This is a genomic window from Acetobacterium wieringae, assembly GCF_023700225.1.
Lineage (GTDB): Bacteria > Bacillota > Clostridia > Eubacteriales > Eubacteriaceae > Acetobacterium > Acetobacterium wieringae.
This window is the reverse complement of record NZ_CP097897.1, coordinates 3,586,705-3,610,666: the sequence shown is the minus strand read 5'-3', so window position 1 is coordinate 3,610,666 and position 23,962 is coordinate 3,586,705. Positions and strand designations below refer to the sequence as shown.

The 23,962-nt window shown below is 45.2% G+C and carries 23 protein-coding genes; 16 read left to right on the top strand and 7 right to left on the bottom strand.

The features are described from left to right. Positions 1–6 precede the first annotated feature (6 nt). Both CHL1_RS17720 and CHL1_RS17715 read left to right on the top strand, forming a co-directional pair. The gene (locus CHL1_RS17720) at positions 7–990 is read left to right on the top strand and encodes a serine hydrolase domain-containing protein (protein ID WP_250934225.1); all 984 of its coding nucleotides are present in this window, start codon (positions 7–9) and stop codon (positions 988–990) included. Positions 991–1,237: 247 nt separating this feature from the next. Beyond that, positions 1,238–2,164: a ketopantoate reductase family protein gene (locus CHL1_RS17715; protein WP_070370411.1), complete on the top strand. Its 927-nt coding sequence runs from the start codon at positions 1,238–1,240 to the stop codon at positions 2,162–2,164. Positions 2,165–2,345: 181 nt separating this feature from the next. Here CHL1_RS17715 and CHL1_RS17710 read toward each other — a convergent pair whose 3' ends face one another. Continuing rightward, positions 2,346–2,627, bottom strand: coding sequence for a hypothetical protein (locus tag CHL1_RS17710; protein ID WP_070370412.1), 282 nt, complete (start codon positions 2,625–2,627; stop codon positions 2,346–2,348). Positions 2,628–2,815: 188 nt separating this feature from the next. On the opposite strand from CHL1_RS17710, the gene CHL1_RS17705 reads away from it, so the two are divergent. From CHL1_RS17705 to CHL1_RS17695, 3 genes are all read left to right on the top strand, one after another. Further along, positions 2,816–3,703 carry a DMT family transporter gene (locus CHL1_RS17705; RefSeq protein WP_250934224.1) on the top strand — a complete coding sequence of 296 codons (888 nt, stop codon included), beginning with the start codon at positions 2,816–2,818 and terminating at the stop codon, positions 3,701–3,703. A 125-nt stretch (positions 3,704–3,828) separates the two neighbouring features. Then, positions 3,829–4,515, top strand: coding sequence for an epoxyqueuosine reductase (locus tag CHL1_RS17700; RefSeq protein WP_084633518.1), 687 nt, complete (start codon positions 3,829–3,831; stop codon positions 4,513–4,515). Positions 4,516–4,597: 82 nt separating this feature from the next. Next, on the top strand, positions 4,598–5,344 hold the full coding sequence (locus tag CHL1_RS17695; RefSeq protein WP_070370415.1) for an AAA family ATPase: 747 nt from the start codon (positions 4,598–4,600) through the stop codon (positions 5,342–5,344). Between the two features lie 111 nt (positions 5,345–5,455). Here the strand turns inward: CHL1_RS17695 and CHL1_RS17690 are convergent, their stop codons facing one another. Beyond that, the gene (locus CHL1_RS17690; protein ID WP_250934223.1) at positions 5,456–8,335 is read right to left on the bottom strand and encodes a methyl-accepting chemotaxis protein; all 2,880 of its coding nucleotides are present in this window, start codon (positions 8,333–8,335) and stop codon (positions 5,456–5,458) included. Between the two features lie 512 nt (positions 8,336–8,847). On the opposite strand from CHL1_RS17690, the gene CHL1_RS17685 reads away from it, so the two are divergent. The 4 genes from CHL1_RS17685 (at position 8,848) to CHL1_RS17670 (ending at position 12,821) form a co-directional block, all read left to right on the top strand. Further along, on the top strand, positions 8,848–10,305 hold the full coding sequence (locus tag CHL1_RS17685; RefSeq protein ID WP_250934222.1) for a protein adenylyltransferase SelO: 1,458 nt from the start codon (positions 8,848–8,850) through the stop codon (positions 10,303–10,305). A 327-nt stretch (positions 10,306–10,632) separates the two neighbouring features. Next, positions 10,633–11,079, top strand: coding sequence for a hypothetical protein (locus CHL1_RS17680; RefSeq protein WP_228880073.1), 447 nt, complete (start codon positions 10,633–10,635; stop codon positions 11,077–11,079). Next, positions 11,057–12,070, top strand: a complete 1,014-nt coding sequence (locus tag CHL1_RS17675) for an FtsX-like permease family protein (protein ID WP_250934221.1) — start codon at positions 11,057–11,059, stop codon at positions 12,068–12,070. The genes CHL1_RS17680 and CHL1_RS17675 overlap by 23 nt, the downstream gene beginning before the upstream one ends. A 10-nt stretch (positions 12,071–12,080) precedes the next feature. Further along, complete coding sequence (locus CHL1_RS17670; protein ID WP_250934220.1) at positions 12,081–12,821, top strand: ABC transporter ATP-binding protein; 741 nt, start codon at positions 12,081–12,083, stop codon at positions 12,819–12,821. A gap of 73 nt (positions 12,822–12,894) precedes the next feature. Here CHL1_RS17670 and rsgA read toward each other — a convergent pair whose 3' ends face one another. The 5 genes from rsgA to CHL1_RS17645 form a co-directional block, all read right to left on the bottom strand. Further along, a complete protein-coding gene (gene rsgA / locus CHL1_RS17665) occupies positions 12,895–13,947 on the bottom strand; it encodes a ribosome small subunit-dependent GTPase A (protein ID WP_250934219.1) in 1,053 nt (350 codons plus the stop codon). Next, positions 13,934–14,350, bottom strand: coding sequence for an RNHCP domain-containing protein (locus CHL1_RS17660; protein WP_070370421.1), 417 nt, complete (start codon positions 14,348–14,350; stop codon positions 13,934–13,936). Before CHL1_RS17660 ends, rsgA begins: the two co-directional genes overlap by 14 nt. Positions 14,351–14,770: 420 nt before the next feature. Next, positions 14,771–15,661, bottom strand: coding sequence for an IS3 family transposase (locus tag CHL1_RS17655; protein ID WP_242871573.1), 891 nt, complete (start codon positions 15,659–15,661; stop codon positions 14,771–14,773). Positions 15,662–15,681: 20 nt separating this feature from the next. Beyond that, complete coding sequence (locus CHL1_RS17650) at positions 15,682–15,966, bottom strand: transposase (protein WP_070370063.1); 285 nt, start codon at positions 15,964–15,966, stop codon at positions 15,682–15,684. Positions 15,967–16,172: 206 nt separating this feature from the next. Next, positions 16,173–16,337 carry a hypothetical protein gene (locus tag CHL1_RS17645; protein ID WP_175440914.1) on the bottom strand — a complete coding sequence of 55 codons (165 nt, stop codon included), beginning with the start codon at positions 16,335–16,337 and terminating at the stop codon, positions 16,173–16,175. Between the two features lie 37 nt (positions 16,338–16,374). On the opposite strand from CHL1_RS17645, the gene CHL1_RS17640 reads away from it, so the two are divergent. The 7 genes from CHL1_RS17640 (at position 16,375) to CHL1_RS17610 (ending at position 23,737) form a co-directional block, all read left to right on the top strand. Next, positions 16,375–16,830 (top strand): MFS transporter, encoded by a 456-nt coding sequence (locus CHL1_RS17640; protein ID WP_070370694.1) that lies wholly within the window; start codon positions 16,375–16,377, stop codon positions 16,828–16,830. A gap of 2 nt (positions 16,831–16,832) precedes the next feature. Next, positions 16,833–17,186: a hypothetical protein gene (locus CHL1_RS17635; RefSeq protein WP_070370695.1), complete on the top strand. Its 354-nt coding sequence runs from the start codon at positions 16,833–16,835 to the stop codon at positions 17,184–17,186. Positions 17,187–18,020: 834 nt separating this feature from the next. Continuing rightward, entirely contained in the window at positions 18,021–18,587 is a 567-nt protein-coding gene (locus CHL1_RS17630; protein WP_070371023.1) for a TetR/AcrR family transcriptional regulator, read from the top strand. Positions 18,588–18,727: 140 nt separating this feature from the next. Beyond that, positions 18,728–20,692, top strand: coding sequence for an oleate hydratase (locus tag CHL1_RS17625; RefSeq protein WP_250934218.1), 1,965 nt, complete (start codon positions 18,728–18,730; stop codon positions 20,690–20,692). A 308-nt stretch (positions 20,693–21,000) separates the two neighbouring features. After that, a complete protein-coding gene (locus CHL1_RS17620) occupies positions 21,001–21,414 on the top strand; it encodes a DUF1810 domain-containing protein (protein WP_070370698.1) in 414 nt (137 codons plus the stop codon). A gap of 201 nt (positions 21,415–21,615) precedes the next feature. After that, positions 21,616–23,250: an autotransporter outer membrane beta-barrel domain-containing protein gene (locus CHL1_RS17615; protein ID WP_250934217.1), complete on the top strand. Its 1,635-nt coding sequence runs from the start codon at positions 21,616–21,618 to the stop codon at positions 23,248–23,250. Further along, complete coding sequence (locus CHL1_RS17610; protein WP_250934216.1) at positions 23,207–23,737, top strand: hypothetical protein; 531 nt, start codon at positions 23,207–23,209, stop codon at positions 23,735–23,737. The genes CHL1_RS17615 and CHL1_RS17610 overlap by 44 nt, the downstream gene beginning before the upstream one ends. Positions 23,738–23,962 lie beyond the last annotated feature (225 nt).

Sequence of the window (23,962 nt, the reverse complement as noted above, 5' to 3'; positions counted from 1 at the left end):
GATTAAATGAATCAAATAAGAATTAATGAAATTGAAACAGCAATAAACCGAGATTATGGGAATATTGCCGGTATGATTGTGCAAAAAAACGGCACCAAAGTTTACGAAAAATACTTTAATGGGTATACGGCCGATAATGCAGTGCATGTCTACTCGGTAACAAAGAGCGTACTTTCGGCGCTGATCGGAATTGCCATTGATCAAGGCTATATTGGTAGCTTGGATCAGAAGGTGTTGGCGTTTTTTCCGGATTATCAGGTTAAAGACGGTGAAAAAACCATTCAGAAGATTACCCTCAAACATCTGATGACGATGACCGCTCCCTATAAGTACGAAACGGAACCGTATGAATTATTCTTTACAAGTCAAAATCCGATTCAGGATGCGCTTGATTTATTAGGTGGAAATGGCATCATCGGAGAATTCAATTATTCGGCCATTGGTGGTACCCACATTTTGGCAGGGATTCTGGCCCGGGCAACCGGTCAGTCAATTCTTGATTTTGCTGAGAAATATTTGTTTGCGCCGATGGGAATCACGGTTCCCCATAATCTGTTGTTGCGCAGTGAAGAAGAGCATATGAGAGTGATGAATGATAAAACCACCCGTGGTTGGGTGGTTGATCCCCAGGGAATTAACACGGGAAGCTGGGGTTTATTTCTGACACCGGAGGATATGGCAAAAATCGGTCAGCTGCACTTAGACGGTGGCAGGTGGCTGGGAAAACAGCTTGTTTCAGCTGCTTGGATTGCAGAAAGCACAAAGGAGCATAGCCGCTGGGATAAGCTTTTGTATGGCTATCTCTGGTGGATCATTGATGATCAGGCTCACAGCTTTGCAGCCTTGGGCGATGGTGGCAATGTGATTTACGTCAATAACAAGAACAACATGGTGATTGCGATTGCGTCTCTGTTAGTGCCAGATGTCCGGGATTGCATTGAATTGATCAAAACGACAATTGAACCGGCATTTGAAAACGGGATGATGTGAAATCGAAAGGATCAGTAACATAAAAACAATGAAAATGGCAGGTCTAATCTATAAAAAGAGATAATTGAGGGTAAAATGAGAACACAGAAATTTAATTGTGCGTTAACCATAATGGAACAGGGTGAACATTATTTTCATACCGAAGAACAATTGGAATTTTTCAGGAGCTGGATCGAAACACGCAATGTATAGCGATTTGGGATCGAGAAAGGAATTTTTTACAATCCTTTAAAAAAGTGAGGAAAGCATGAAAATAAAAAAAGTAGCGATCATTGGCTTGGGCGCTCTGGGTATTCTTTTTGGAGCCCGGATCGCCCAACAAATCGGGGATGATCTGACCATTATCGCCGATCAAAAGCGGATTAATAACTATCAGAAGAATGGTGTCTTCTGCAATGGGATACCCTGTCGGTTTTACTATAAAACACCGGAACAGGCTGAGAAAGCCGATCTGATTATTTTTGCTGTTAAAATAAACGGATTAAGAGATGCCATTGAGGCCGTCCGGCCATGTGTCGGGCCGGATACACTGATGCTGTCACTATTAAACGGGATTACCAGTGAAGCCATTATTGGGGAAGCCTTTGGGGAAGAAAATTTGATCTGGTCCTGTGCCCAGGGGATGGACACCCTTAAATCAGGTAATGCCCTGACTTATACCAATGCCGGGATGATCTGCTTTGGCAATCGGGCGGATGATCAACCCACTGAGAAAATAATGCGGGTTCAAGAGTTTTTTGATCGGGTGGGCATCGCCTATCAGATCGATAACCGGATGGATCGTAAAATTTGGTCGAAGTTTATGCTAAATGTTGGGGTTAATCAGGTGGTTTCAGTGTGTGGCCAGAATTTTGGTAGCGTCAAAAAATCAGGTAAAGCCCGGGATTTGATGATTGCCGCCATGGCCGAGGTCATTCCGGTGGCCAAGCAGGAAGGGGTAGCTCTGGATGAAGCGGATATCACCTACTGGCTGGGCGTGGTGGATGCCCTGAGCGATACCGGAAAGCCGTCCATGAGACAGGATGTCGAAGCCAAACGCCCCAGCGAGGTGGCGCTCTTCTCTGGAACGGTGGTGGCACTTGGTCAAAAGCATGGCATCAAGACCCCGGTAAATGCCATGCTCTACGATAAAATCATGGCCATTGAAAAGGACTATCATCAGTTTTCTAAATAGGCGCATTTTATTTTCAAGTTTTCGGCTGTTAATATTGAAGGCAGAGCGCTCACTACTCTATCATCAAGTATTGAAAAAGGCGACTGACGATACCCCCAGGAGTATGAGACAGGGGTGTTTAGACTTTACATTACATGGCTGTTCCTGACGAACATTTCAGAAATGGCTTTGCAGGACAGCGTTAAGCTTTCTTTTTACCATCGTCAATAATCTCGAGTTCTAAATAATCAAACCAGATGGATTCAATAAAATGGTCTTCACGAAACGTTGTTTTGGAAATCTGACTCAGTTCTCTTGTGTTTTTGTCAAACCACATCGGATTTTCCAGATCAAAGTCATGGCAGAAGGTTTTTAAAGCAGTTTGAATTTTTTCGTTTTCAGTTAAAGTGCTGTTATCAATTTCAATTACTTTTTCTTCCAGAATTTTATTGCGTTTTATGAGTTTTCCCCAAATGCGAAACATAGTATTACCTCTCGTTCATTGATGTGCTATTATATAATTGGAATGCATTTTTAAATGCTTATAAACAAACATATCTTAGAGTATACGGGGTGACGAGAGAAATGTAAAGCGAATTGCGTTTTCGCTTGAAGAATGGGATGGGAACGAAACGTCTCAAGCCATGCCGAAGAACACAAAAGGAGAAAAGAATGGGGTTTAAGGAAAAATATCAGCTTTATGCGTTAATCACAATTGCGTGCTGGTCACTGGCTTATGTGCTGACCCGGCTGGCCTTAACCTATTTTTCAGTTTATAGTCTGGGATTTTTGCGTTACCTGATCGCCTCACTGAGCTTGCTGGGTGTGGCTGTTCTGATAAAGATGAAAATGCCCAAAAAACGCGATTGGCCGATGTTTCTCTTGTCCGGAGCGCTGGGATTTTTTCTCTATATGATCTTTTTTAATCAGGGTCAGCAGATGGTTTCGGCAGCCACTGGCAGTATTATCATTGCCACCGCACCAGTTTTTACGGCGTTGTTGGCCCGTATCATTTATCGGGAAAAGCTGACGTGGCTGCAATGGTTGGCGATCGGACTGGAATTTTGTGGGGTGGCCTATTTAACGCTGATTGATGGGGCTTTGTCAATAAATATCGGGGTCTTGTGGCTTTTTTTGGCAGCGTTGGTTTTAAGCTTTTACAATCTTTTTCAGCGGAAGCTTACAAAAGCCTATGCCCCCCTGGAAACTGCGACTTACAGTATTTGGGGGGGAACGATTCTGTTGGCGGTCTTTCTGCCGGGGTCGATGCACCAGGCAATCAATGCACCACCGATCCAATGGGTCTATGTTCTAATCCTGGGGGTATTCTCCAGTGCCATTGCCTACGTTGCCTGGACAAAGGCCCTGTCCCTGGCTGAAAAGACCTCTCAGGTCAGCAATTATATGTTTTTAACGCCTTTTCTGACCAGTATACTGGGTTTTTTAATTGCCGGTGAAATCCCCGAGCAGTCGACAGTGATTGGTGGGGTCATTATTTTAGTGGGTGTTTTTTTGTTTAATCATGGGGAGCGGTTAAAAAATTCAGAAAATGTTAGCTAAAACGAGCGGTATAACAGGATTGGAAGAATCAGAATGCCGATAAACCGCTTGACACAAGAAAGAAGATAACGCACCATTGGTACAAATAAGGTACAAAAAGTAAAATGAGCATGAATGGAGGGCATATGAAAGAAGCAATCAGAAAAAAAGTTTTAGATCTGGGTGCGGATGTTTGTGGTTTTGCCGGTATCGAACGATTTATTGAGGCCCCGGCGGGTTTTCACCCACACGATCTTTATCGTGACTGCCAGGTGGTTGTGGTAATGGGATTTGCATTGCCTAAGGGACTGTATGAGGTGAAACCGGATTTATTATATGGCTATTTTAATAATCTGACCATTCCCAAAATCGATCAGATATTAATGATGGCAGCACGAATTATCGAAGATACATATAATGCGACGGCGGTTCCGGTGCCCTGTGATTGGCCATATGATTATTGGAACAGTGAAGAAATGGAAGGTCGGGGCTTAATCTCCATGAAACATGCGGCAGTGAATGCTGGGCTTGGAACCATGGGCAAAAATACCATGTTACTGAATGAAGCGTTTGGGAACCGATTAACTGTCGGGGCAATTCTGTCGGATCTCAAGATCACATCCGATAGCTATGCTGAACCGCTTTGTCTGGAGGGGTGTACGCGCTGTTTGACAAGTTGTCCGGCTCAGGCACTAAATGAAGGGACGGTTACTCAGAAGTTGTGCCGCAGGAATACTTATGGAACAAACGCAAAAGGGTTTGAAACGGTGCTATGTAATACCTGCCGTAGCGTCTGTCCAGTGCGCTTTGGGAAAACGACAGTGATTGGCTGAACTGGATGAGCAGTCTTGATTTACGGGATTGGAAAAGTCTGGATTAACCATAAAATCTAACTAAATTTGAAAGGAGTCTCAGTTGGAACGAAAATATATTGCCAGTGTACGACTCAGCTCGCCGGTGGCTGAAGACTCCTATCTTCATCAGCTGATGGTGGTAAGCCATTTAAGGCAAATGAAGGAGTTGTGCTTTCGCAGTCCGGTAACCTTTCTGGTTGGTGAAAACGGAAGCGGAAAGTCAACGCTTTTGGAGGCGATTGCAGTGGCCTTTGGCTTTAATGCTGAGGGTGGAAGCCGCAATTTTAACTTTTCAACCAGTGCCACGCATTCGGACTTGCATCAGCATTTGACCATTACGCGAAATGCGTATCCCAAGGATGGTTTTTTCTTGAGGGCGGAGAGTTTCTATAATGCAGCCAGCTATTTGGACGAGGTTTACGAAGCGGAACTTGGGAGCCAGGTAAAAACAGCTTATGGTGAGCGGTCGCTGCATAAGCAGTCTCACGGGGAGAGCTTTCTGGCCTTGGTAGCCAACCGCTTTAGGGGTCAGAGTCTTTATCTACTGGATGAGCCGGAAGCGGCACTCTCGCCCAGTCGGCTGATGACTCTGCTGGTGCAAATCAATGACTTGGTCAAAAAGAAGTCACAGTTTATTATTGCCACCCATTCCCCGATTCTGATGGCTTATCCGCAGGCGGAAATCTATCAGTTATCAGAGAGCGGTATTGATACGGTCAATTATCGGGAGACCGAACATTATCAACTGACCCGGCGTTTTCTTGAGAATCCGGAAAAGATGCTCCATTATCTTTTGGCTGAGGAATAAGGACCCGACTTCCCTTTAATATGCCGTAAGATGAGAAACATCATGAGCGGAGTTGCCCCGGTTACTCGAAATCCGAAATAAAAAAATCGTGCCAATAAATGTGATGTCAGACTAGTATTTGTCGTTGTCATCATCCAGATTGATCGTAATTTCAGACGAAGGTGAACGGGTGGTTTTTACGGGTTGGTAAACTGTTTCCGTTTCGCATGAATGCAATGTGCTTGAACGCGATGTGTTGGAATCCTTGATTTTAAAGGCAGCCACCATCTGTTTAAGCATTTCAGCCTGGCCGGAAAGCTCTTCGCTGGCGGCACTTTCTTCAGCGGTGGCCGAGTTGGTTTGAACGACCTCGGATACCTGTTCAATGCCCCGGTTGATCTGGGCGATTTCAGTGGCTTGGTCGTTCGATGCCTGGGCAATGCTGCCAACCAGATCGGTCACTTTTTGGATTTGAGTCAAGATTTCATTGAGGCTTTCTGCGGTCTGATCGGCAATTTTTGTGCCCGCATTGACTCTGTCAATGGAGCCTTCAATCAGACCGGTGGTTTCTTTAGCGGCTTCAGCGCTGCGGGCAGCCAGACTGCGAACTTCCTCGGCAACCACCGCAAAGCCCTTGCCATGCTGGCCCGCCCGGGCGGCTTCAACGGCGGCGTTCAGAGCCAGAATATTGGTCTGGAAGGCGATATCATCGATGACTTTGATGATCTTGGAAATGCTTTTTGAAGAGTCGTTAATGTCCACCATGGCGGCAACCATCTTATCCATCTGATCATTACTCACTTCAGCATTACTTCGAACCTGCAAGGCCAGATCATTGGCATCATTGGCATTGATGGCATTTTTCTTGGTTTCCGCAGCGACTTCTTCAATGGAAGCGGTCAGTTGCTGGATCGCACTGGCCTGTTCGGTGGTACCCTGGGACAAGGCCTGACCACCATCGGAAATCTGCTGGGAGCCGATTTCAACCTGACTGGCGGCAATATTAATGTCGGATATGGTGGCGCTGAGATTGGAGGTGATGTCGTTCAGAGCTGTTTTGATGGCCTGAAAGTCCCCTAGATAGTCGGTGGTGATGTGCTGATCGAGGTTCCCCCGGCCGATGTCTTCTAAGGTAGTGGTGATTTCACTGATATAGCGTTTGAGGAAGTCGACGGTTTGATTCATATTGTCCTTGATAATGGTATAATCGCCCTGATAAGTCCCTACCATCCCGGCGCTCAGGTTCCCCCGGGCCAGCTCGGTTAAGGTCGCTGATGCTTCCTGAATTGGTGCTACCACGGCATCAAGCGTGGCATTGACGCCGTCAACAATCTGGGCAAAATCGCCCTGATGTTTGCTGATATCCGCCCGGGTATTGAGGTTGCCTGCGGTACCGGCCTGGGCCAGCATGCCAACGTCTTGAACCAGTGCCTTGATCGATGCCACACATTGACTGACAGCGTCGCTGATGATCTGGAAGGTATTATAGGTTGTCTGAGTATCGGCGTCACAGGCGGCAAGATCAATAATAATATCGGTATTCCCCTGGGAAAGTTTGGTGAGTTCGGTCACCAGTTTTTGGGTTTGTTTTTGCTGATAATCCGAGATTTTTATCATCCGCCGTTCTTCTGTGCGGATGGCCGTCAGATCGGTGATAAATTCCATGGCACCAATAATTTTTCCGGAATGATCGGTAATTGGCAATCCGGTATATGAAATATCAAGATCTAAACCATTTGGGTGTGCATCGGTTTCGCTGGTTGCTACACTACCGGTACGCATCGCCCGGGTGCAGGCACAGTTTTCCGAATGGCAATCAGATGTCTTAAATAGACGGTAACAAGGTTGGCCGAGGACTTCTTTTTTGGAAAGGCCTGCCGTCTGAGCACCGGAATCATTCATATAGAGAATTTCGAAGTTATTATTAATGATAAGAACCGGGTTGGGCATGACATCAATGTAGCCAACCAGTGAATCCATCATTGCATTGACTCCGCTAATGATTTCTCTAAACCCGCCCATAAAGGAATCTGCCGTGCCGCGTGTGTCCAGACGTCCCTCCACTGCGGCCTGGGACAGGAAGGTTGATTCCGTAATCAGATCACGGATGGTTGCAATGGTCTTTATCAGTGCGGGTGAGACTTCGTCCCGGTCATCTTTGGCTTCAAGCGTTGCCGAAACATCGCCTTCGGAAATCTGGTTCATGGTTGCAATCACCACCTTTTGCAGATCATCTGCCAGTCCGTCCATCGCCATGGCCATCTGGCCAATTTCATCACGGCTGTTCATATTCAGCCGCTCGCCCAAATGACCGAGCCGCATTTCTTTGATCATATACTCGGCTTTTTTAAGCATACGGCTGATGGCTATACTGAGGAAAAAACCCAAAGACAGGGCCATTAGAACGCCGATCACCATCAAGGCCGTCATGGTGGTTACAACGTTGTTTGTCTGGTTGTGATTGGCTTCAGAAAGTTCTTGACCATCCTCCACTGTCATATCGTGGAGTTCTTCCAGGGCATCCTGTTCGGCCTGCGAGGCAATTCCGAGAGCCCCGGTAGTTGCGATCCGGGCAAGGGCTTCTTCGTCCTGATTCTGGCCAGCCAAGGCCATCACCGCTTCCAGCTCGGTCGCATAAACCTGACGGGAATCGATGAACTGCTGATACAGTTGCTGCATCTCCTCATCGAGAATATTCTGTTCAAAGGACTCGGATAGTTGGGTAATTTGTTCACGGCTCGTAGCGATTTTATCGGCATTCTCCGCAATGATTGCGGGGTCATCGGAAATGATCATATCTCTGATGTAGCTATTGATCTTCCCAAACTCAATACCCATGTCGCCACTGGCCGAGGTTGGCAGCGTCACGTGTTCATACAGTTTCGAGCTGGATGCATCCAATGCTTTTATATTTGAGATCCCCACATAGCCGACAATGCCGACGATGGCAGTAACCAGCATAAAGCCAGCTAAAAGCTTTGTTCTGACCTTCATGTTGTAAAACCATTTCATTATAAACGCTCCTATTTTTTATTTAAACTGTAATTATTCTAAACTAAAGTTGATCAACAATCAAGATGTTTACCCGATGTTTATGTAAATAATATGTAAATTTCGTTCGGTTGTGTTTAGTTTTATGACTATTATAAATAAAATCATTTTGACCAGCAGCATCAGCGGACTGAGTTTACTGAGGATTGAGGATAAACTGGTCTTCACGAAAGTTGTCTTGGAAATCTGATTAAGCTCTTTAGTATTTTTATCAATCCACATCATAATGCGCGGTTACATCCGGATAAACATTGTTTAAATGCCTGTAAAATGGACATATGTTGAGTATAAGGACTGGAGAGGGAAAAAGTAAAGAAGATTGGTCGTTTTGATATGGAATGGCAGTGTGTCATTTCTGTGGTCATGCCATCACAAATGTGCTAGTGGTCTAAAAGACGGAGGCGCAATCAGAAATGGCACCTTGCTTCAGGTTACCTGGAGCCTTGAGTGAAGCGAAAGGAATGGTTACTACAATGGAAAAAAATGACAGCGGTTGGAATTTGGAAAATAGTTACGCAAAATTGCCGGAATTATTCTATACCCCACTTAAATTAGAAACAGTCAGTGCGCCGCGACTAGTTATTTTGAATCAGCGTTTGGCAGAAGAGCTTGGTTTGAATGCCGAAGTGCTAAGGAGTCAGGCCGGGATTGATATCTTAGCCGGTCAGGCTTTACCGGAAAATGCGAAACCGATCGCTCAGGCTTATGCCGGGCATCAATTTGGCTATTTCACCATGCTTGGCGATGGCCGGGCGATGCTGATTGGCGAACAGATCACACCAGCCGGCCAGCGTTTTGATATCCAACTCAAAGGATCAGGGAGAACGCCTTATTCCCGCAGTGGCGATGGTAAAGCGGCATTGGGCCCGATGCTGAGGGAATATCTGATCAGTGAAGCGATGCATTATCTGGGCATTCCGACGTCACGCAGTTTGGCAGTGGTGACAACCGGTGAACCGGTCTATCGTGAAAACTTGCTCAAAGGGGCTGTTTTAACCCGGGTGGCAGCCAGTCATATTCGGGTCGGGACCTTTGAATATGCCGCTCAGTGGGGCACCACCGCCGATGTTAAAGCTCTGGCCGATTATACCATTAACCGCCATTTCCCCGGGCTTTTGGCGGAATCAAACCGCTATCTGGGTTTACTGGATGCAGTCATCAAAGCCCAGGCGGCGCTGATTGCCAAATGGCAGCTGGTCGGTTTTATTCACGGGGTTATGAACACTGATAATGTGACCATCAGTGGCGAAACCATCGATTATGGGCCCTGTGCCTTTATGGATCACTATGATCCGACCACGGTATTCAGTTCCATTGATCTGCAGGGACGCTACGCCTATCGGAATCAACCCAATATTGGCTTATGGAATTTGGCCCGCCTGGCCGAAACCTTAATCCCGTTAGTCGATGACAATCAGCAACAGGCGCTACAATTAGTCGAAGACTCACTGCGCATCTATCCGTCATTGTACCAGGCCGACTGGCTAAAGGGAATGCGCTTAAAGCTGGGCATTGCCAATGAAGATCCGCAAGACGAGCGGTTGATTGCCGACTTATTGGGATTAATGAAGGCGTATCAGGCCGACTATACCAATACCTTTGTTGATTTAACCCTTGAGAAAACCCAATCGTCTGAATTATACGAAAGTGATGCCTTTAAAGAGTGGCTGAAGCGGTGGCAAGCCCGCCTCGAAAGACAGGAGCAGACAAATGATAAGCAGTTAATGAAACAAGCAAATCCGGTGGTCATCCCCAGAAATCATCAGGTTGAAAAAGCTTTGCAAGCGGCTAATGAACAGGATGATTTCACGCCTCTGCAGCGGTTATTAGCAGTGTTGCAAGCACCATACGACTATCATTCGCTTAATCAGGAGTTTATGACCCCACCCGAACCATCGAATCATCCCTATAAGACCTATTGCGGGACATGATTTTTAAATAAGGCATTATTTCAAAACAAAGATGGAAACGATGGGGATGACGAACAAAATGTCCCCCGTGGGATAAAATGACTTTTATGCTCAAAACCAATCAAACGCTGAGGATAGAAGTCATTTTTTAATTGACAGGAAACAGGTTTTTTTGTATGGGTGAAAGAGTTGATTGTTTTCCAGAACACAAATTGTTAAAAATTAGAAAAGGTACTTGACATATTTAGCAAGAAAATGTAAAATCTCCTTACCGACCGAGGGTCGATGATTTTTTACCCGCATATCGACCTGCGGTCGGTAAGTCGATAACAATTTGAAAGGTTGAATATGAAACTATTGCTGAATCTTGTCCGCAAGGACTTTAAAAGAAACCGGGTTATCACAACTGCCCTGGCCGTATTTCTGATTCTTTCAGCTATTTTTATGGCCGGTGGATTAAGGGTTACCGGGATTATGCTGTCGTCGTTAAATGGTTTGAATAAGATGGCCGTGCCGCCAGAATATGTCCAGATGCACAAAGGCGACTATGATGAACAGGCATTTGCAGACTTTGTCGCCCAGCAAGATTATCTGGAGGATGCACTGGTAGTCAGGATGCTGGATGTGAATAACGCCCAGATTATCTGCAATGGCGAATCGTTGGAAAAGTGCCTGATGGACAATGGCTTTGGGGGAACTCAAATGCAAATGGAAAGAGAATGTGGTAATATTCTTGATATTTGTCTTTTCCTCCTTCCTGATTCTGCTTCCCATGAATATGAACAACACCATTAATAACCCGGTCTTTCTGACCTATATGGGCATTGGCAAAAGCGATGTCCGCATTGACATACAATACAGCAACAATTTAGAGCAACAAAAAGAGGAGGCGATAGCTTATTTGGAAAATGACCCAGATATTGAACGCTATACAGTCTACCAGAATGGTTATGTACAGTCCCAAAATGTCGAGGGTGAATGGGAATATGTACGGGTGCAGAACGGCGATAATGGGGTTTTTCCATTAGAATACCTGGAAGGGAAGGCCCCCACAGAAAAAAATGATCTGGCCCTCTCATATCTGAATGCGGTTGATCTGGGTAAAAAAGTCGGCGACGCGATAACAATAATTTATCAGGGGAAAGAGCACGTCTATAACGTTTGTGGTATTTATCAAGACATTACCTATGGCGGAAAAACCGCCAAAGCCGCCATCGACTTTGATCGTAAGGATATTGAAGGATATATGATCTATCTGGATCTTCGGGAGGGCATTGATATTGATAATCACGTTACAAAAATGCGAACGGTGTTACCTAACAGTAAGATTACCCCATGCGATGCGTTTGTTTTCCAGACCCTCAGCAGCGTTATTGCAAATATGAACCAGGTACAAGGGGTTGCGGCGGTGATTTCCTTAATGCTGACTATTTTGATTACGGTTATGTTTCTTCAGCTGATGATGGCCAGAGAACACAGCGCCATTTCCCTTAAAAAAGCGATCGGGTTTTCCACCCGGGATATTCAAATCCAGTTGGGAATCCGGCTTCTGGTAATTCAGGTGCTTGCGATTATCGCCGGAACGCTGTTGGCCAATACGCTGGGGGAAGTTATTTTTGGAGGCATGCTTGCGACCGTCGGAGTCGCAAAAATAAAGTTGTTGATAGAGCCACTCTGGGCTTATCTGCTTTGCCCTGCCGTGCAATTAGGGGTCGTGGTTATGACGGTAATCATTGGAACCAATACAGTTGGAAGCTATCACATCAGAGATCAAATAATGGAATAAGGAGCCAAAAATGATAAAAATTGAAGGCATCAGTAAATCCTTTAAGGACACAAACGTATTGAACGACGTCTCGTTTGGAATTGAAAAAGGAGATTTTACAGCCGTGATGGGGCCATCCGGTTCGGGAAAGTCAACACTTTTATACAGCGTCAGCGGAATGGACAAGATCAGTGCCGGTCAGGTAATCTTTGAGGGGATCAATATCAGTGCGTTATCAGAAGAGGAACTGGCCAGCTTCAGACTGACTAAGATGGGCTTTGTTTTTCAGAATGCTCAAATGCTAAAAAATCTGACGATTTATGACAATATTATCCTGCCGGGACTGGTAGCAAAAAAAGAGTTGCCAGAGAAAATCAGAAAATGGGCCTCGGAACTGATGAGGCGGATGGCGATTAGCGGAATTGAGAATCGTGATATTAAGGAAGTGTCTGGTGGGCAGCTACAGCGTGCGTCGATTTGCCGGGCGATGATTAACAATCCCGAGATTCTCTTTTTGGATGAACCGACCGGGGCCCTGAATTCGGAGGCGACAGACCAAGTTTTGGAAATACTAGAAGAACTGAACAATGAGGGCATGACCATCATGATCGTTACCCACGACCCCAGAGTCGCAGCAAAAGCCAAAAGAGTCCTTTACATCCGGGATGGACAGATTGCGGCCAGTAAGGAACTTAGAAAAGGTGGCGATTCGGTCTTGGAACTGGATAATTGGCTTAAAGGGCTACAATTTAATAATTCTCAGACAAGCTAAATGGGCGCATTTTGAGATGAAAAAAGACCTTGCCAGGATAAAACCATTCGGGCAAGGTCTTTTAATGAAACGACTATTTTTTATTGTTTCGGTTTAAACGGGCGATCTGATAAAATTTTTCCTTCTTCTTTTTTAAGAAGGCCGCTTTGTTTTCGAAATAGTCGTTTTCGTCGGTCAGCTTCTGATAGGCCTGCCAGCGTTGGGCAGATAACTGTCCTGCTTTAATGGCAGTTGCGATTCCGCAACCGGGCTCGTTTGTGTGCGTACAGTTGCGAAAACGGCAAGAATCGAGGTGGGCTTCCACATCACGAAACGTTCGATCAAAGCCGGTGTTAACATCAAGCATGCCAATTTCACGCATGCCCGGGGTATCAATCAGCATGCCACCATCGGCTAAACGGATTAATTCTCGTCTTGTGGTGGTGTGACGACCCCGGTCATCACTTCGGATCATCTGGGTATCAAAGAGCTGGGCGCCACTTAGCCAATTGATCAGGGTTGATTTTCCAACCCCGGATGAGCCGAGCAGAGCGACGGTCTGACCTACTGACAAATAGGCCATGAGATCCCAAAAGCCTTCATTTTGCAGGGTTGAAATACCGAGGATATCAACGCCGATGGCGATTGCCGCCGCCCGGCATTTGGCCAGCAGATCCTCAGTCAAGTCGATTTTGGTCAGCACGACTACCGGGGTTGCGCCGCTTTCCCAGACCAGACTTAAATAGCGCTCCAGTCGACGCAGATTAAAATCGTTATTGACGGACATGCAGATAAAGACCGAATCAATATTAGCGGCGATCACCTGTGCCTGACTGGATGATCCGGCTGCTTTGCGGATAAAGACGCTTTTGCGGGTCAGCAGATGGTGAATAATGCCATTGCCCTGGTCTCCGGAGGGACGATCAAGCATCACAAAATCACCGACAGCCGGAAAATTGGCGGTCTCAATCGTTTCGTAGCGCATCCGCCCCGACAATTCGGCGAAAAATTCGCCCTGTTCGGAAATAACCCGGTAGATTCCCTTGGACTGGGACAGAATGCGAGCGACAAAAAGTTCTGGATAGTGCGTGGCTTCCAAACCCAATGATGGGCTCAAACCGTAGGTGCTCAGATCAATCCTGCTCATTGTTGTCACCAGTGGTATCGTTTAGAACCTGGGTCATTTTTTCCAGCGGGAAGGGGGGATTGGCCAAAGGGGCGACGGCGATGGACATCAGCATGATGGGGTTGTCATCGGCGGCAATCCGATTGGAGCTAAGGTGGCCACAGCGGCGACAGCGATGAATAATCGCCCATTCCTGATTCTTGCGAATCCAGACGCCAATCGGTTCCATCAGACCACTGCAATTGGCAGAGCGGTCGCCAGGTAAAACATCAACGTGAAGACTGAATAGGCAATGGGGACAATGATTACGGTGTTTGGTTCCGGCACCGGTAAAGGAGACGACATGGCCACAATTTTGGCAGAAGAAACTCTCCTGACAGGGTTGATGCTGATAAAGATTTTTTTCTCTATTTGAATATTTCATTATTTTTTCCTCCTGAAAGTATGTTGGATACGATGCGGGAGGTTTTGCAGAGATTAGATTTTGCAAACCTCCCGGTCTGCCACACTCTCTGCTTTATTTTGTTTTAACATAAAGACTCCTTTCAATCTGACGATCAATGCAAATAAAACAGGATGATAAACGGAGTATTTGTCAGAGTGACTGCCCAAGAAAGGCGCTGATCAAATGCTGTTTATCTTATTGATTGCACAGTTTTATTCTAATGCTTTCAACTGTTATTTTCAAGTTTTTTCTGGAATCTGGTTGGATCTGCTGAATAAAGAACGCTGCTGTTCTAATGCAAAGGGATTAATTTTTTGAGGAATGCTGCCACTTGGGTGCTAGAGGTGGTCCTATGTCAAGATTTAGTACAAATTAAAATGAGAATTTGACACCCACATTTTAACCTGCTATTTGTAAATTTTCATTTTGTGTTTTAGTAAAAAGTTTTTCAAAATTATTCGGCGACATATAATTACAATGACTGTGGATTCGAGTTGTATTATAAAAGGTTTCCAGATACTCAAAGATCAGCCGGTAAGCATGGTTATAATCAAGGATTTTAAAGCGATTGAGCCATTCACGTTTAATAATGGCATGAAAGGATTCAATGCAGGCATTATCCCAGGGATATGCCTTTTTAGAATAACTTCGCTGCATTTTTGCCGTTGCCTTCTGGTATTCTTTTGAAACGAACTGACTGCCGCGGTCACTGTGAATGATCAATGGCGCATCGAGATTTCGACGGCTTTTAGCTTTATTAACAGTGTCGATTACACAGGAAACTTCCATTGTTTTTGACAGCGTCCAGGCAATGATTTTTCGAGAATACAAATCCATGATACTGGTTAGATAAAAAAATCCGTCCATTGTCCAAATATAGGTAATATCGCTGCACCAGACAGCATTGGGGCGTTCGGGATTAAATTGTTCGTCAAGAATATTTCTGAGTTTTTTACTGAAGTCAGAATCTTTAGTCGTGATCGTATAAGGTTTGATCCATTGAGCTTTGATACCCATTTGTTTCATGTATTTGCCGACAGTCCGCTCAGCAATTATTTCACCGCTCTGTTTCAATTTTTCGGTGATTTTCGGAGCTCCATAATTTTGCTTTGAGTCGTTATAAATGGTCTCAATTTTGGTTTTAAGAACTTCCTGTCGTTTTTGGGTATTCGATGGTTTTCTGTTAATCCATGATCGATACCCGGTTCGTGATACACCCAGTTTTTGCAGCATTCCGGAGACGGAAACCCGGCGCTTCTCGTGATGAGCAGCTTCCGCCTTTTTAGCAATCTCAACATAAATCGCTTCGGTTATTTTCCCAGAATGCCGATGGCCTTTTTTAGGACATCCAATGCATCTTGGGTATCACGCAACTCGCGTTTTAAACGCGCGATTTCTTTACTTTCATCCGATGCATAATTACCTGAACCACGACATTCAATACTGCCGCTGTCCTGAAGTTCCTTGCTCCATTTTCCCAGCGTGCTGTAACCAACGCCGAGATTTTCAGCGCATCCACGCAGACCGAGTTCCTTGTGTTCTTCATAGTACCGGACTGCATCCAGTTTGAATTGTTTATCATGTTGTTTTGCCATAATGAGATCCTCCTTCAGTACGATTCTTTTATCGTACCATGTTTTTATTAATTTTGGATTTTCTCATTTCGATTTGTACTATTTTTATTCTAGCACCAAGGGTCGTCCGACGGTGGCCAAGGATCTGCTGGTGGTGACGGTTGTGCCGGATAAGAGCGATATCGATCAGTATGGTGCCTATCTTTATCATGCCCTTATCGTAATTTTCAGTAAGCAGTGGCACCTTCAAAATCCTGCGTCAGTGTGGTGGTCAGATTCCTGACGATGTCAGTATTTTGATTGATAATCCCCATATTGCGATCGTCATTGGTATTGGTGATGGTAAATTTGGTTCTATTGATATAGACAGTATCATTATATTTCGAATCCATGGTTACGCTCAAGATTAATTGGAATAATGACACAAGCATGACAAACGAAACGGCTGGAATCGGTGAAATGAATTTTTTCAAAGATCGTGCGATTTATGTATCCTTCATGATTGCCTTCTTTTCTCAGGCGATTATGTTTTCAACGGTTCTCTATCTTCCATACTTTGTTCAGGGGGTGATTGGTTCGTCGGCGACAACATCCGGAGCTGTCATAACACCGATGATGCTGGGCTTGCTCCTGTCAAGTAATATCACTGGTCGGCTTGTTTCACGAGTTGGTAAAGCAAAAATACTGTCGGCAGCAGCGTTTCTTATTATGGGTGTGGGGGCGTTGCTCCTTTCCACCATGGGTGTTAAAACCTCTTATGCCAGTGCCATTCTTTTTATGGTAATTTTGGGTTTTGGTGTGGGGATGAGTATGCCCATTACCAATGTGAATGCGCAAAACGTTGCCCCAAGAGAACAGATTGGTTCAGTTACATCGACGGTGTGATCATGACAAATTCTCTGAGTGATGGATTTTCAGGCCTGATGATGCCCCAACTACCCCAGGAAATACAGGAAATGCTCAAAAACACCCAAGTCATTACAAATCCAAAAACAGTGGCAACCATTCGATCCCAGGTATCGGAGTTGTACCTGAGCTATTTCGACGATGCGTATATGCAGGCAAAAACCGTTCTGGCCAATTCAATTCATGATGTTTTTCTGTTTTGCGTCGTCATTGCTGCAATTGGATTTGTTTGCGCCCTCTTTCTGCGGGAAGCTCCGACGACAAGAAGCCTAAAAATGATTAAGGGTGAAACTGTAAAAACGGTTGCCATAATGGATGAGTTACCGAATCGCTGATTCGACCGACCAGGTAGCAAACCAAAGTCAGGATTGGGCGATAGAACGCAGGAGTAGCATTGGCAACGTGATGATTGAACAGGCATTAAAAGAATGCACCTGATAAACACGATAGTCCCTCAATCCAACATAAAAAAGCTGTCAAGTTGCTGACAGCTTTTTTACCATCGTCGATCATCTCGATTTCTAAATAATCAAACCAAATGGATTCGATAAATGGGTCTTCCCGAAAAGTTGTCATGGAAATCTGACGCAGTTCTTTGTGTTATTGTCAAACCACATTGGTTTTTCCAGATCAAAGTTCAGGCAGAAAATTTCTAAAGCACTCTGGACTTTTTTATTTTCATTCAAAGCGCTGTTATCAACGGCAATGACTTTTTCTTTCAGAATTTTATTGTGTTGTATCAGATTTCCCAAATTCGAAACATATTTTTATCTCTGGCTTATCAATGTGCTATTATATATGCAGATAGCATTTTTCAATACAAAAAATGGTCATAGCTAAGAGTATCTGGGGTAGCGAAAGAAATGTAAAGCGAATTGGCGTTTGCGATTTGCCAATGCAATGAGTCAATGTTCTGATTCCGGGCCTATTCTTCAGCGCCATTGCCTGTGTTGCCAGGAGGAAGGCTCTGTGTGTCTGTAGCCCAAAAGACCGCTAGGTCAGTAATTATATCTTTCTAACCCCATTTTTGACCAGTGTATTGGGTTTTTTAATTGCCGGTGAAATCCCCGGGCAGTCGAGAGTGATTGGTGGGACAATTATTCTGGTCGGAGTTTTTTTATTTAATTATGGCGAGCGATTTAAACAATTATAAACAGAAGGGAGCGATTATGTCAAATTCGACAAAAGCAGATTTGGAAGTATCTTTAAAAAAACTATTACTGATAAAACCATTTGATAAGATTACCATCAGCGATCTGGCAACGGATTGCGGAATCAGCAGAATGGCTTTCTACTACCATTTTAAGGATATCTATGATTTAGTGGAATGGAGCTGTGAAGAAGACGGCAAAAGAGCCTTGCAGGGGAAAAAAACCTATTATACCTGGCAGGAAGGTTTGCTGCAGCTGTTTGAAGCGGTTTTAGAGAACAAACCCTTTATTTTGAATGTTTATCGTTCGGTGAGCCGAGAGCAGATCGAAAATTATTTATATCAGTTAACCTATGGACTGCTGGAAGGGGTGGTTAGAGAACAGGCCGAAAATACATCAATCACCGAGGCAGAGATGAATTTTATTGCCGAGTTTTACAAATACGGTTTTGTGGGAATAATGCTGGATTGGATTAAAAAGGGCATGAGCGAGGATCCGAATGTCATTGTTGACAAAATGAGCACAACCCTCAGCGGCAATATTGCCAATTCAATTTTAAATTTTGCAGCCAAACGTCATGAATAAGGAATATTTTATCAAAACAGGCCGAGTGATCAGTTTTTTTATCATTCTGCCTGTTTTGTAAATTGATAAATCATTAAAAAAGCTTTACCATAAAGAAAGAATCACTTAGCGTTAAACGTGATGAAAGGCAGGATAATTTAATGGCAAATAAAAAAGTGAAAGTCGGATTGGCAACAGTGGCAGTAGCTGGCGTCGGTGCCACTGCAATGGTGGTCAAAAACAAGCTGAAAGAAAATAAAGAGAAAAAGAAAATTTCCCAGGATTCCAATTATCGTAACACCGAACGTGGCAAACATGAAAAAAACAGCAAGGGGATCTATTATACCAATGGTAATTACGAAGCGTTTGCAACCCCCAGAAAACCGGAAGGCGTCGAAGAAAAAAACGCCTATATTGTCGGCAGTGGCTTAGCGGCACTGGCAACCGCCTGTTTTCTTGTTCGGGATGGACAAGTGCCGGGCTCCCACATTCATATTCTCGAGGCGATGGATATCGCCGGTGGGGCCTGTGATGGCATTGAAGATCCGACCCGAGGCTATGTGATGCGGGGGGGCCGGGAAATGGAAAACCATTTTGAGTGTCTGTGGGATCTGTTTCGCAGTATTCCGTCGCTTGAAATACCGGGCGCCTCGGTGTTGGATGAATTTTATTGGTTAAACAAAGAAGATCCCAATTATTCATTGTGTCGAGCTACCAGAAACCAGGGCGTTGATGCCCAGACCGACGGGAAATTTAACTTGAGTCAGAAGGGCTGCATGCAAATCATGAAACTCTTTATGACCAAAGATGAAGATTTATACGACAAAACCATTGAGGATGTGTTTGATGAAGAGGTCTTCGATTCGACGTTCTGGCTTTACTGGCGAACGATGTTTGCCTTTGAGAACTGGCACAGTGCGCTGGAGATGAAACTTTATTTTCAACGATTTATTCACCACATTGCCGGATTACCGGATTTTAGCGCCTTGAAATTTACCAAATACAACCAGTATGAATCATTAATTCTACCGATGCAGAAATATCTGGAAGCAGCCGGCGTTAACTTTGAATTTAATACCGAGGTAACCAATGTCATCTTTGAGATTGCGGAAAATAAAAAGGTCGCCAAAGCAATTGAATATAAGGTAAATGGAGTTGAAAAAGGGCTGGTGCTGACAGAAAATGATCTGGTTTTTGTGACAAACGGAAGCTGTACCGAGGGCACCATTTACGGCGACCAGAATCATGCGCCAAATGGGGACGCCGAAGTGAGAACCAGCGGCAGCTGGAGCTTATGGAAAAATATCGCCCAGCAGGATCCGGCCTTTGGAAATCCGGAAAAGTTCTGCTCCGATATCAAGAAAACAAATTGGGAATCAGCAACAATCACAACCTTAGACGATAAAATCATGCCATATCTCACCAATATCTGTAAGCGCGATCCGAAAAGCGGGAAAGTTGTCACCGGTGGGATTGTCAGCTGCATGGATTCATCCTGGCTGCTCAGCTGGACCATTAACAGACAGGGGCAGTTTAAAGATCAGGATAAAAACAAGGTGTGTGTATGGGTCTATGGCCTATTCTCAGATGAACCGGGAAATTATGTAAAAAAACCAATGAAAGAGTGTACCGGCAAAGAAATTACCAAAGAATGGTTGTATCATTTGGGTGTGCCAGTCAATCAAATTGATGAACTGGCTGAAAACAGTGCCATCTGTGTGCCAACCATGATGCCTTATATTACCGCCTTTTTCATGCCAAGAACCAAAGGCGATCGACCAGATGTCATTCCGGATGGCTGCGTTAATTTTGCTTTTCTGGGTCAGTTTGCCGAAACCCCCAGAGATACCGTCTTTACAACCGAGTATTCAGTCAGAACCGCCATGGAATCGGTCTATGGTTTGCTTGGTGTTGACAGAGGGGTGCCGGAAGTTTGGGGCAGTGTCTATGATATTCGGGAGCTGCTCGACAGCAGTGTAAAACTGATGGATGGAAAATCACCACTGGAAATTGAATTGCCGGGGCCGCTGAATTTGATAAAAAAACCAATCATTCATTTTACAAAGGGAACCGTGATTGAAAAAGTACTAAAAGACCATGATATTTTAAAAGACGGGATGCTTTGAGTTCCGGGAAGAATAAAACCTGGGAGATGGATGTAAAAAAGAAAATAGCCAGTAAAGACCCTGCAACCAGATGGAAGCAGGGTCTTTATTGATTTAGGAACTAAAAAGCTGGCGTAAGGCAGATGCTTTTGATCCTCCTGCCAGCGAAAATAATAGTGGCTGATCCTTGCATATCAATCTGTATGGATCAGGCCATTTTCCCTTTTAAAGGCAATGATAAATAAAATCAAATCGATGTCGCTAATGCCCGTATTATGATAAAATCATCATAAAAGCTGCCAAAGGATAATGAAAGAGAGGAAAGACCGATGGATACAATTGAACGTTTTGTCAAAGCTCAGGAAGAAAGCTATGGACAGGCACTAATGGAAATTAAAAATGGTCGCAAGCGCAGCCATTGGATGTGGTATATTTTTCCCCAGCTTAAAGGCCTGGGCCGGAGTGAAACTGCCCGGTATTACGGAATTGAGAATCGGGCGGAAGCCAAGGCATATCTGGCGCATCCACTGTTGGGGATGCGGCTGTTGGAGATTTCCGGTGAACTCTTAAAGTTTGAATCCAGTGATGCCAGAGCGGTGTTTGGTCGGCCCGATGATCTGAAGCTGAAATCATCGATGACCCTGTTTTATCTGGTCGGTGGAAATCCGACGTTTAAGGCGGTGCTGGACAAATATTTTGGTGGTGCGCTGGATGAAATCACCGTTAATCTATTAGATAAGTGAGAAATAACCCAACATATCTGAATGAAAGCAGAATACAATATGGTTTTCACAGCAAACATCCCGCTCCGGTCCCCATCATGAGATCCTACCGGTATTACGAAAAAATCACTTGAATTTGACAGATTAATCACCTGATCATCACGTTAACTGATTACAATAAATGCTAAAGAGACAATTCATTCATCGATAAAGGAGATAAAAATGAAAAAGTCAAAGCGTTTATTAACCAGTTTAATTGTGACGGCCTGTCTGGCATTGACGGCCTTTCCAGCCAGTGCCGCTTCAGAAGATGTCATTTACGGCAAGGTAACGAAGGTGGATGGAAAAGAAGTAACCATCGCCATCGGAACCCTGAATCAGAATACCGGAACACCGGGAGAAACGCCGGGAGAAATGCCTGAAATGCTCACTCTGACCGGTGAAAGTTCAACGTTTACCCTGACCGATGATATGGCAATTACCAAGGCGTCGCCGGGACAGCCTCCGGAAGCAGGCACCACCGGTGGCTCTGCCACAGCGACCGAAACGTCAGCTACAAGCTCAAAAGCCACGGCGGCCGACATTGTGGTCGGAGCAGTGCTTAAAATCACCTATACCACGGGCACCGATACCATTGCCTCCATTGAAATTATGTCGGGAAGTGGGTCTCCTGGCGCAGCTCCCGGAGGTGGTGGCGGTGCCACTGTTTCCACCGGCACCGGGGCATACCTGCTGGCCGATGGCGAAAGCTTAAGTGGCGGTACCTACAGTTCAACCAACGATGATGAAAATGCCCTGCGGGCTGAAGGAGCCATCACCGCCCATCTGAATGGGGTGACCGTTGAAAAAACTGCTGGCACCGCTTCAAGCAGTGATGCCAGCAGTTTCTACGGCCTCAATGCCGCCATTTTGGCTCTTGACAATGCGATCCTGAATATTGCCGGGGGTAGTGTGACCGCAACGGCCGAAGGAGCAAACGGGGTTTTTGCCTATAACGGGGCCACCATTAACATCAAAGATACCACCATCAATGTCACCGGTGGAAATGCCGGCGGCATCGAAGTGGCTGGTGGAGGAAATCTTTATGCCAGCAACCTGACTGTTAATTCCACTGTTAAAGCCGCCATTCGAAGTGACCGGGGGGGCGGAACCATGGTTGTTGATGGCGGTACCTACACCACCAGCGGCAGCACCGGCGCTCCAGCCGTCTACAGTACAGCGGATATCACCGTCAATGATGCCACCCTGAACGCTGAAACATCCGAAGCCATTGTGGTGGAAGGGCTAAACTCAGTTACATTGAACAACTGTACCGTCAGCGGAAATATGACCGGCTCCACCGGGAATTCCGATGCGGATAACATCCATAACGTGATGCTGTATCAGAGCATGTCCGGGGATGCCGAAGTCGGAAACAGCAGCTTTGAGATGACCGATGGCTCGCTGACAGCCAATAGCGGTGATATGTTCTACGTCACTAATACCGAGTCCCAAATCGCATTAAGCAATGTTGATCTGACTCTGGCGGCTGATAGTAATCTCTTAACCGTGGCTGGAAATGATGGCAGCCGGGGTTGGGGAACGGCCGGTTCAAACGGTGGGAAATGTAGCTTGACCGCTTCAAAGCAGACACTGACTGGGGATATCGCTGTGGATGCCATCTCAACCCTGGATTTGATCCTTCAGGATAGTTCAACGTTTACTGGTTCAATTAACAGTGATAAAACCACCGCTGCAACCTTGAAAGTGACTCTGGAAAAGGGCAGTTCCTGGAAGCTCACCGGGGATTCATACATCACCGAATTTGACGGCGATGCCAGCGGCCCTGGATACAAATGGTTATACCCTGTATGTTAATGGGGTAGCCTATGATGGCGATTTAGCGGCGACCGGGAATGTTAATTATGCCACCCATGTCCAGAATATCGGCTGGCAAAATGCAGTATCTGACGGTGCTCTGTCAGGAACCGTCGGCCAGAGCTTGAGACTGGAAGGCATTACCATTAAAAGTGGGATTGATGGCTTGGGGATTGAATATGCCACCCATGTCCAGAATATTGGTTGGCAGGATTATGTCGCAGATGGAACGGTGTCCGGGACGGAAGGCCAGAGTTTAAGATTGGAAGCCATTAAAATTCAGTTAACCGGGACACAAGCCGATAAATACGATGTTTATTACCGGGTTCAGGTTGAGAATCTGGGCTGGCTGGGCTGGGCATCAAATGGCGCAGAGTCCGGTACGGCTGGATACGGATACCGACTGGAAGGAATTGAAATTGTACTCGTGGAAAAAGGCACCGCCTTTGACACCGGTAGTGCTGCTTTTTATGAAACAGCAGCCTGATCAGCGTTCAAAATGAAGCGTAATCAATAAAGCGCGGGACATGGATTCAAGTTTGCTTGAAAAACCATGTCCCGATTTTTGCATATTCAGGAGAGAAAAAAAGCAAACGAATTTATTGTAGTGGTCGGGAAATAGAGGCTTTCAGACAAAATTCCTCTGAATGTTGGATTAATGTCAAATTTCAGGTTGACAAAATTAAATGATCAATATATAATACTCAACGTA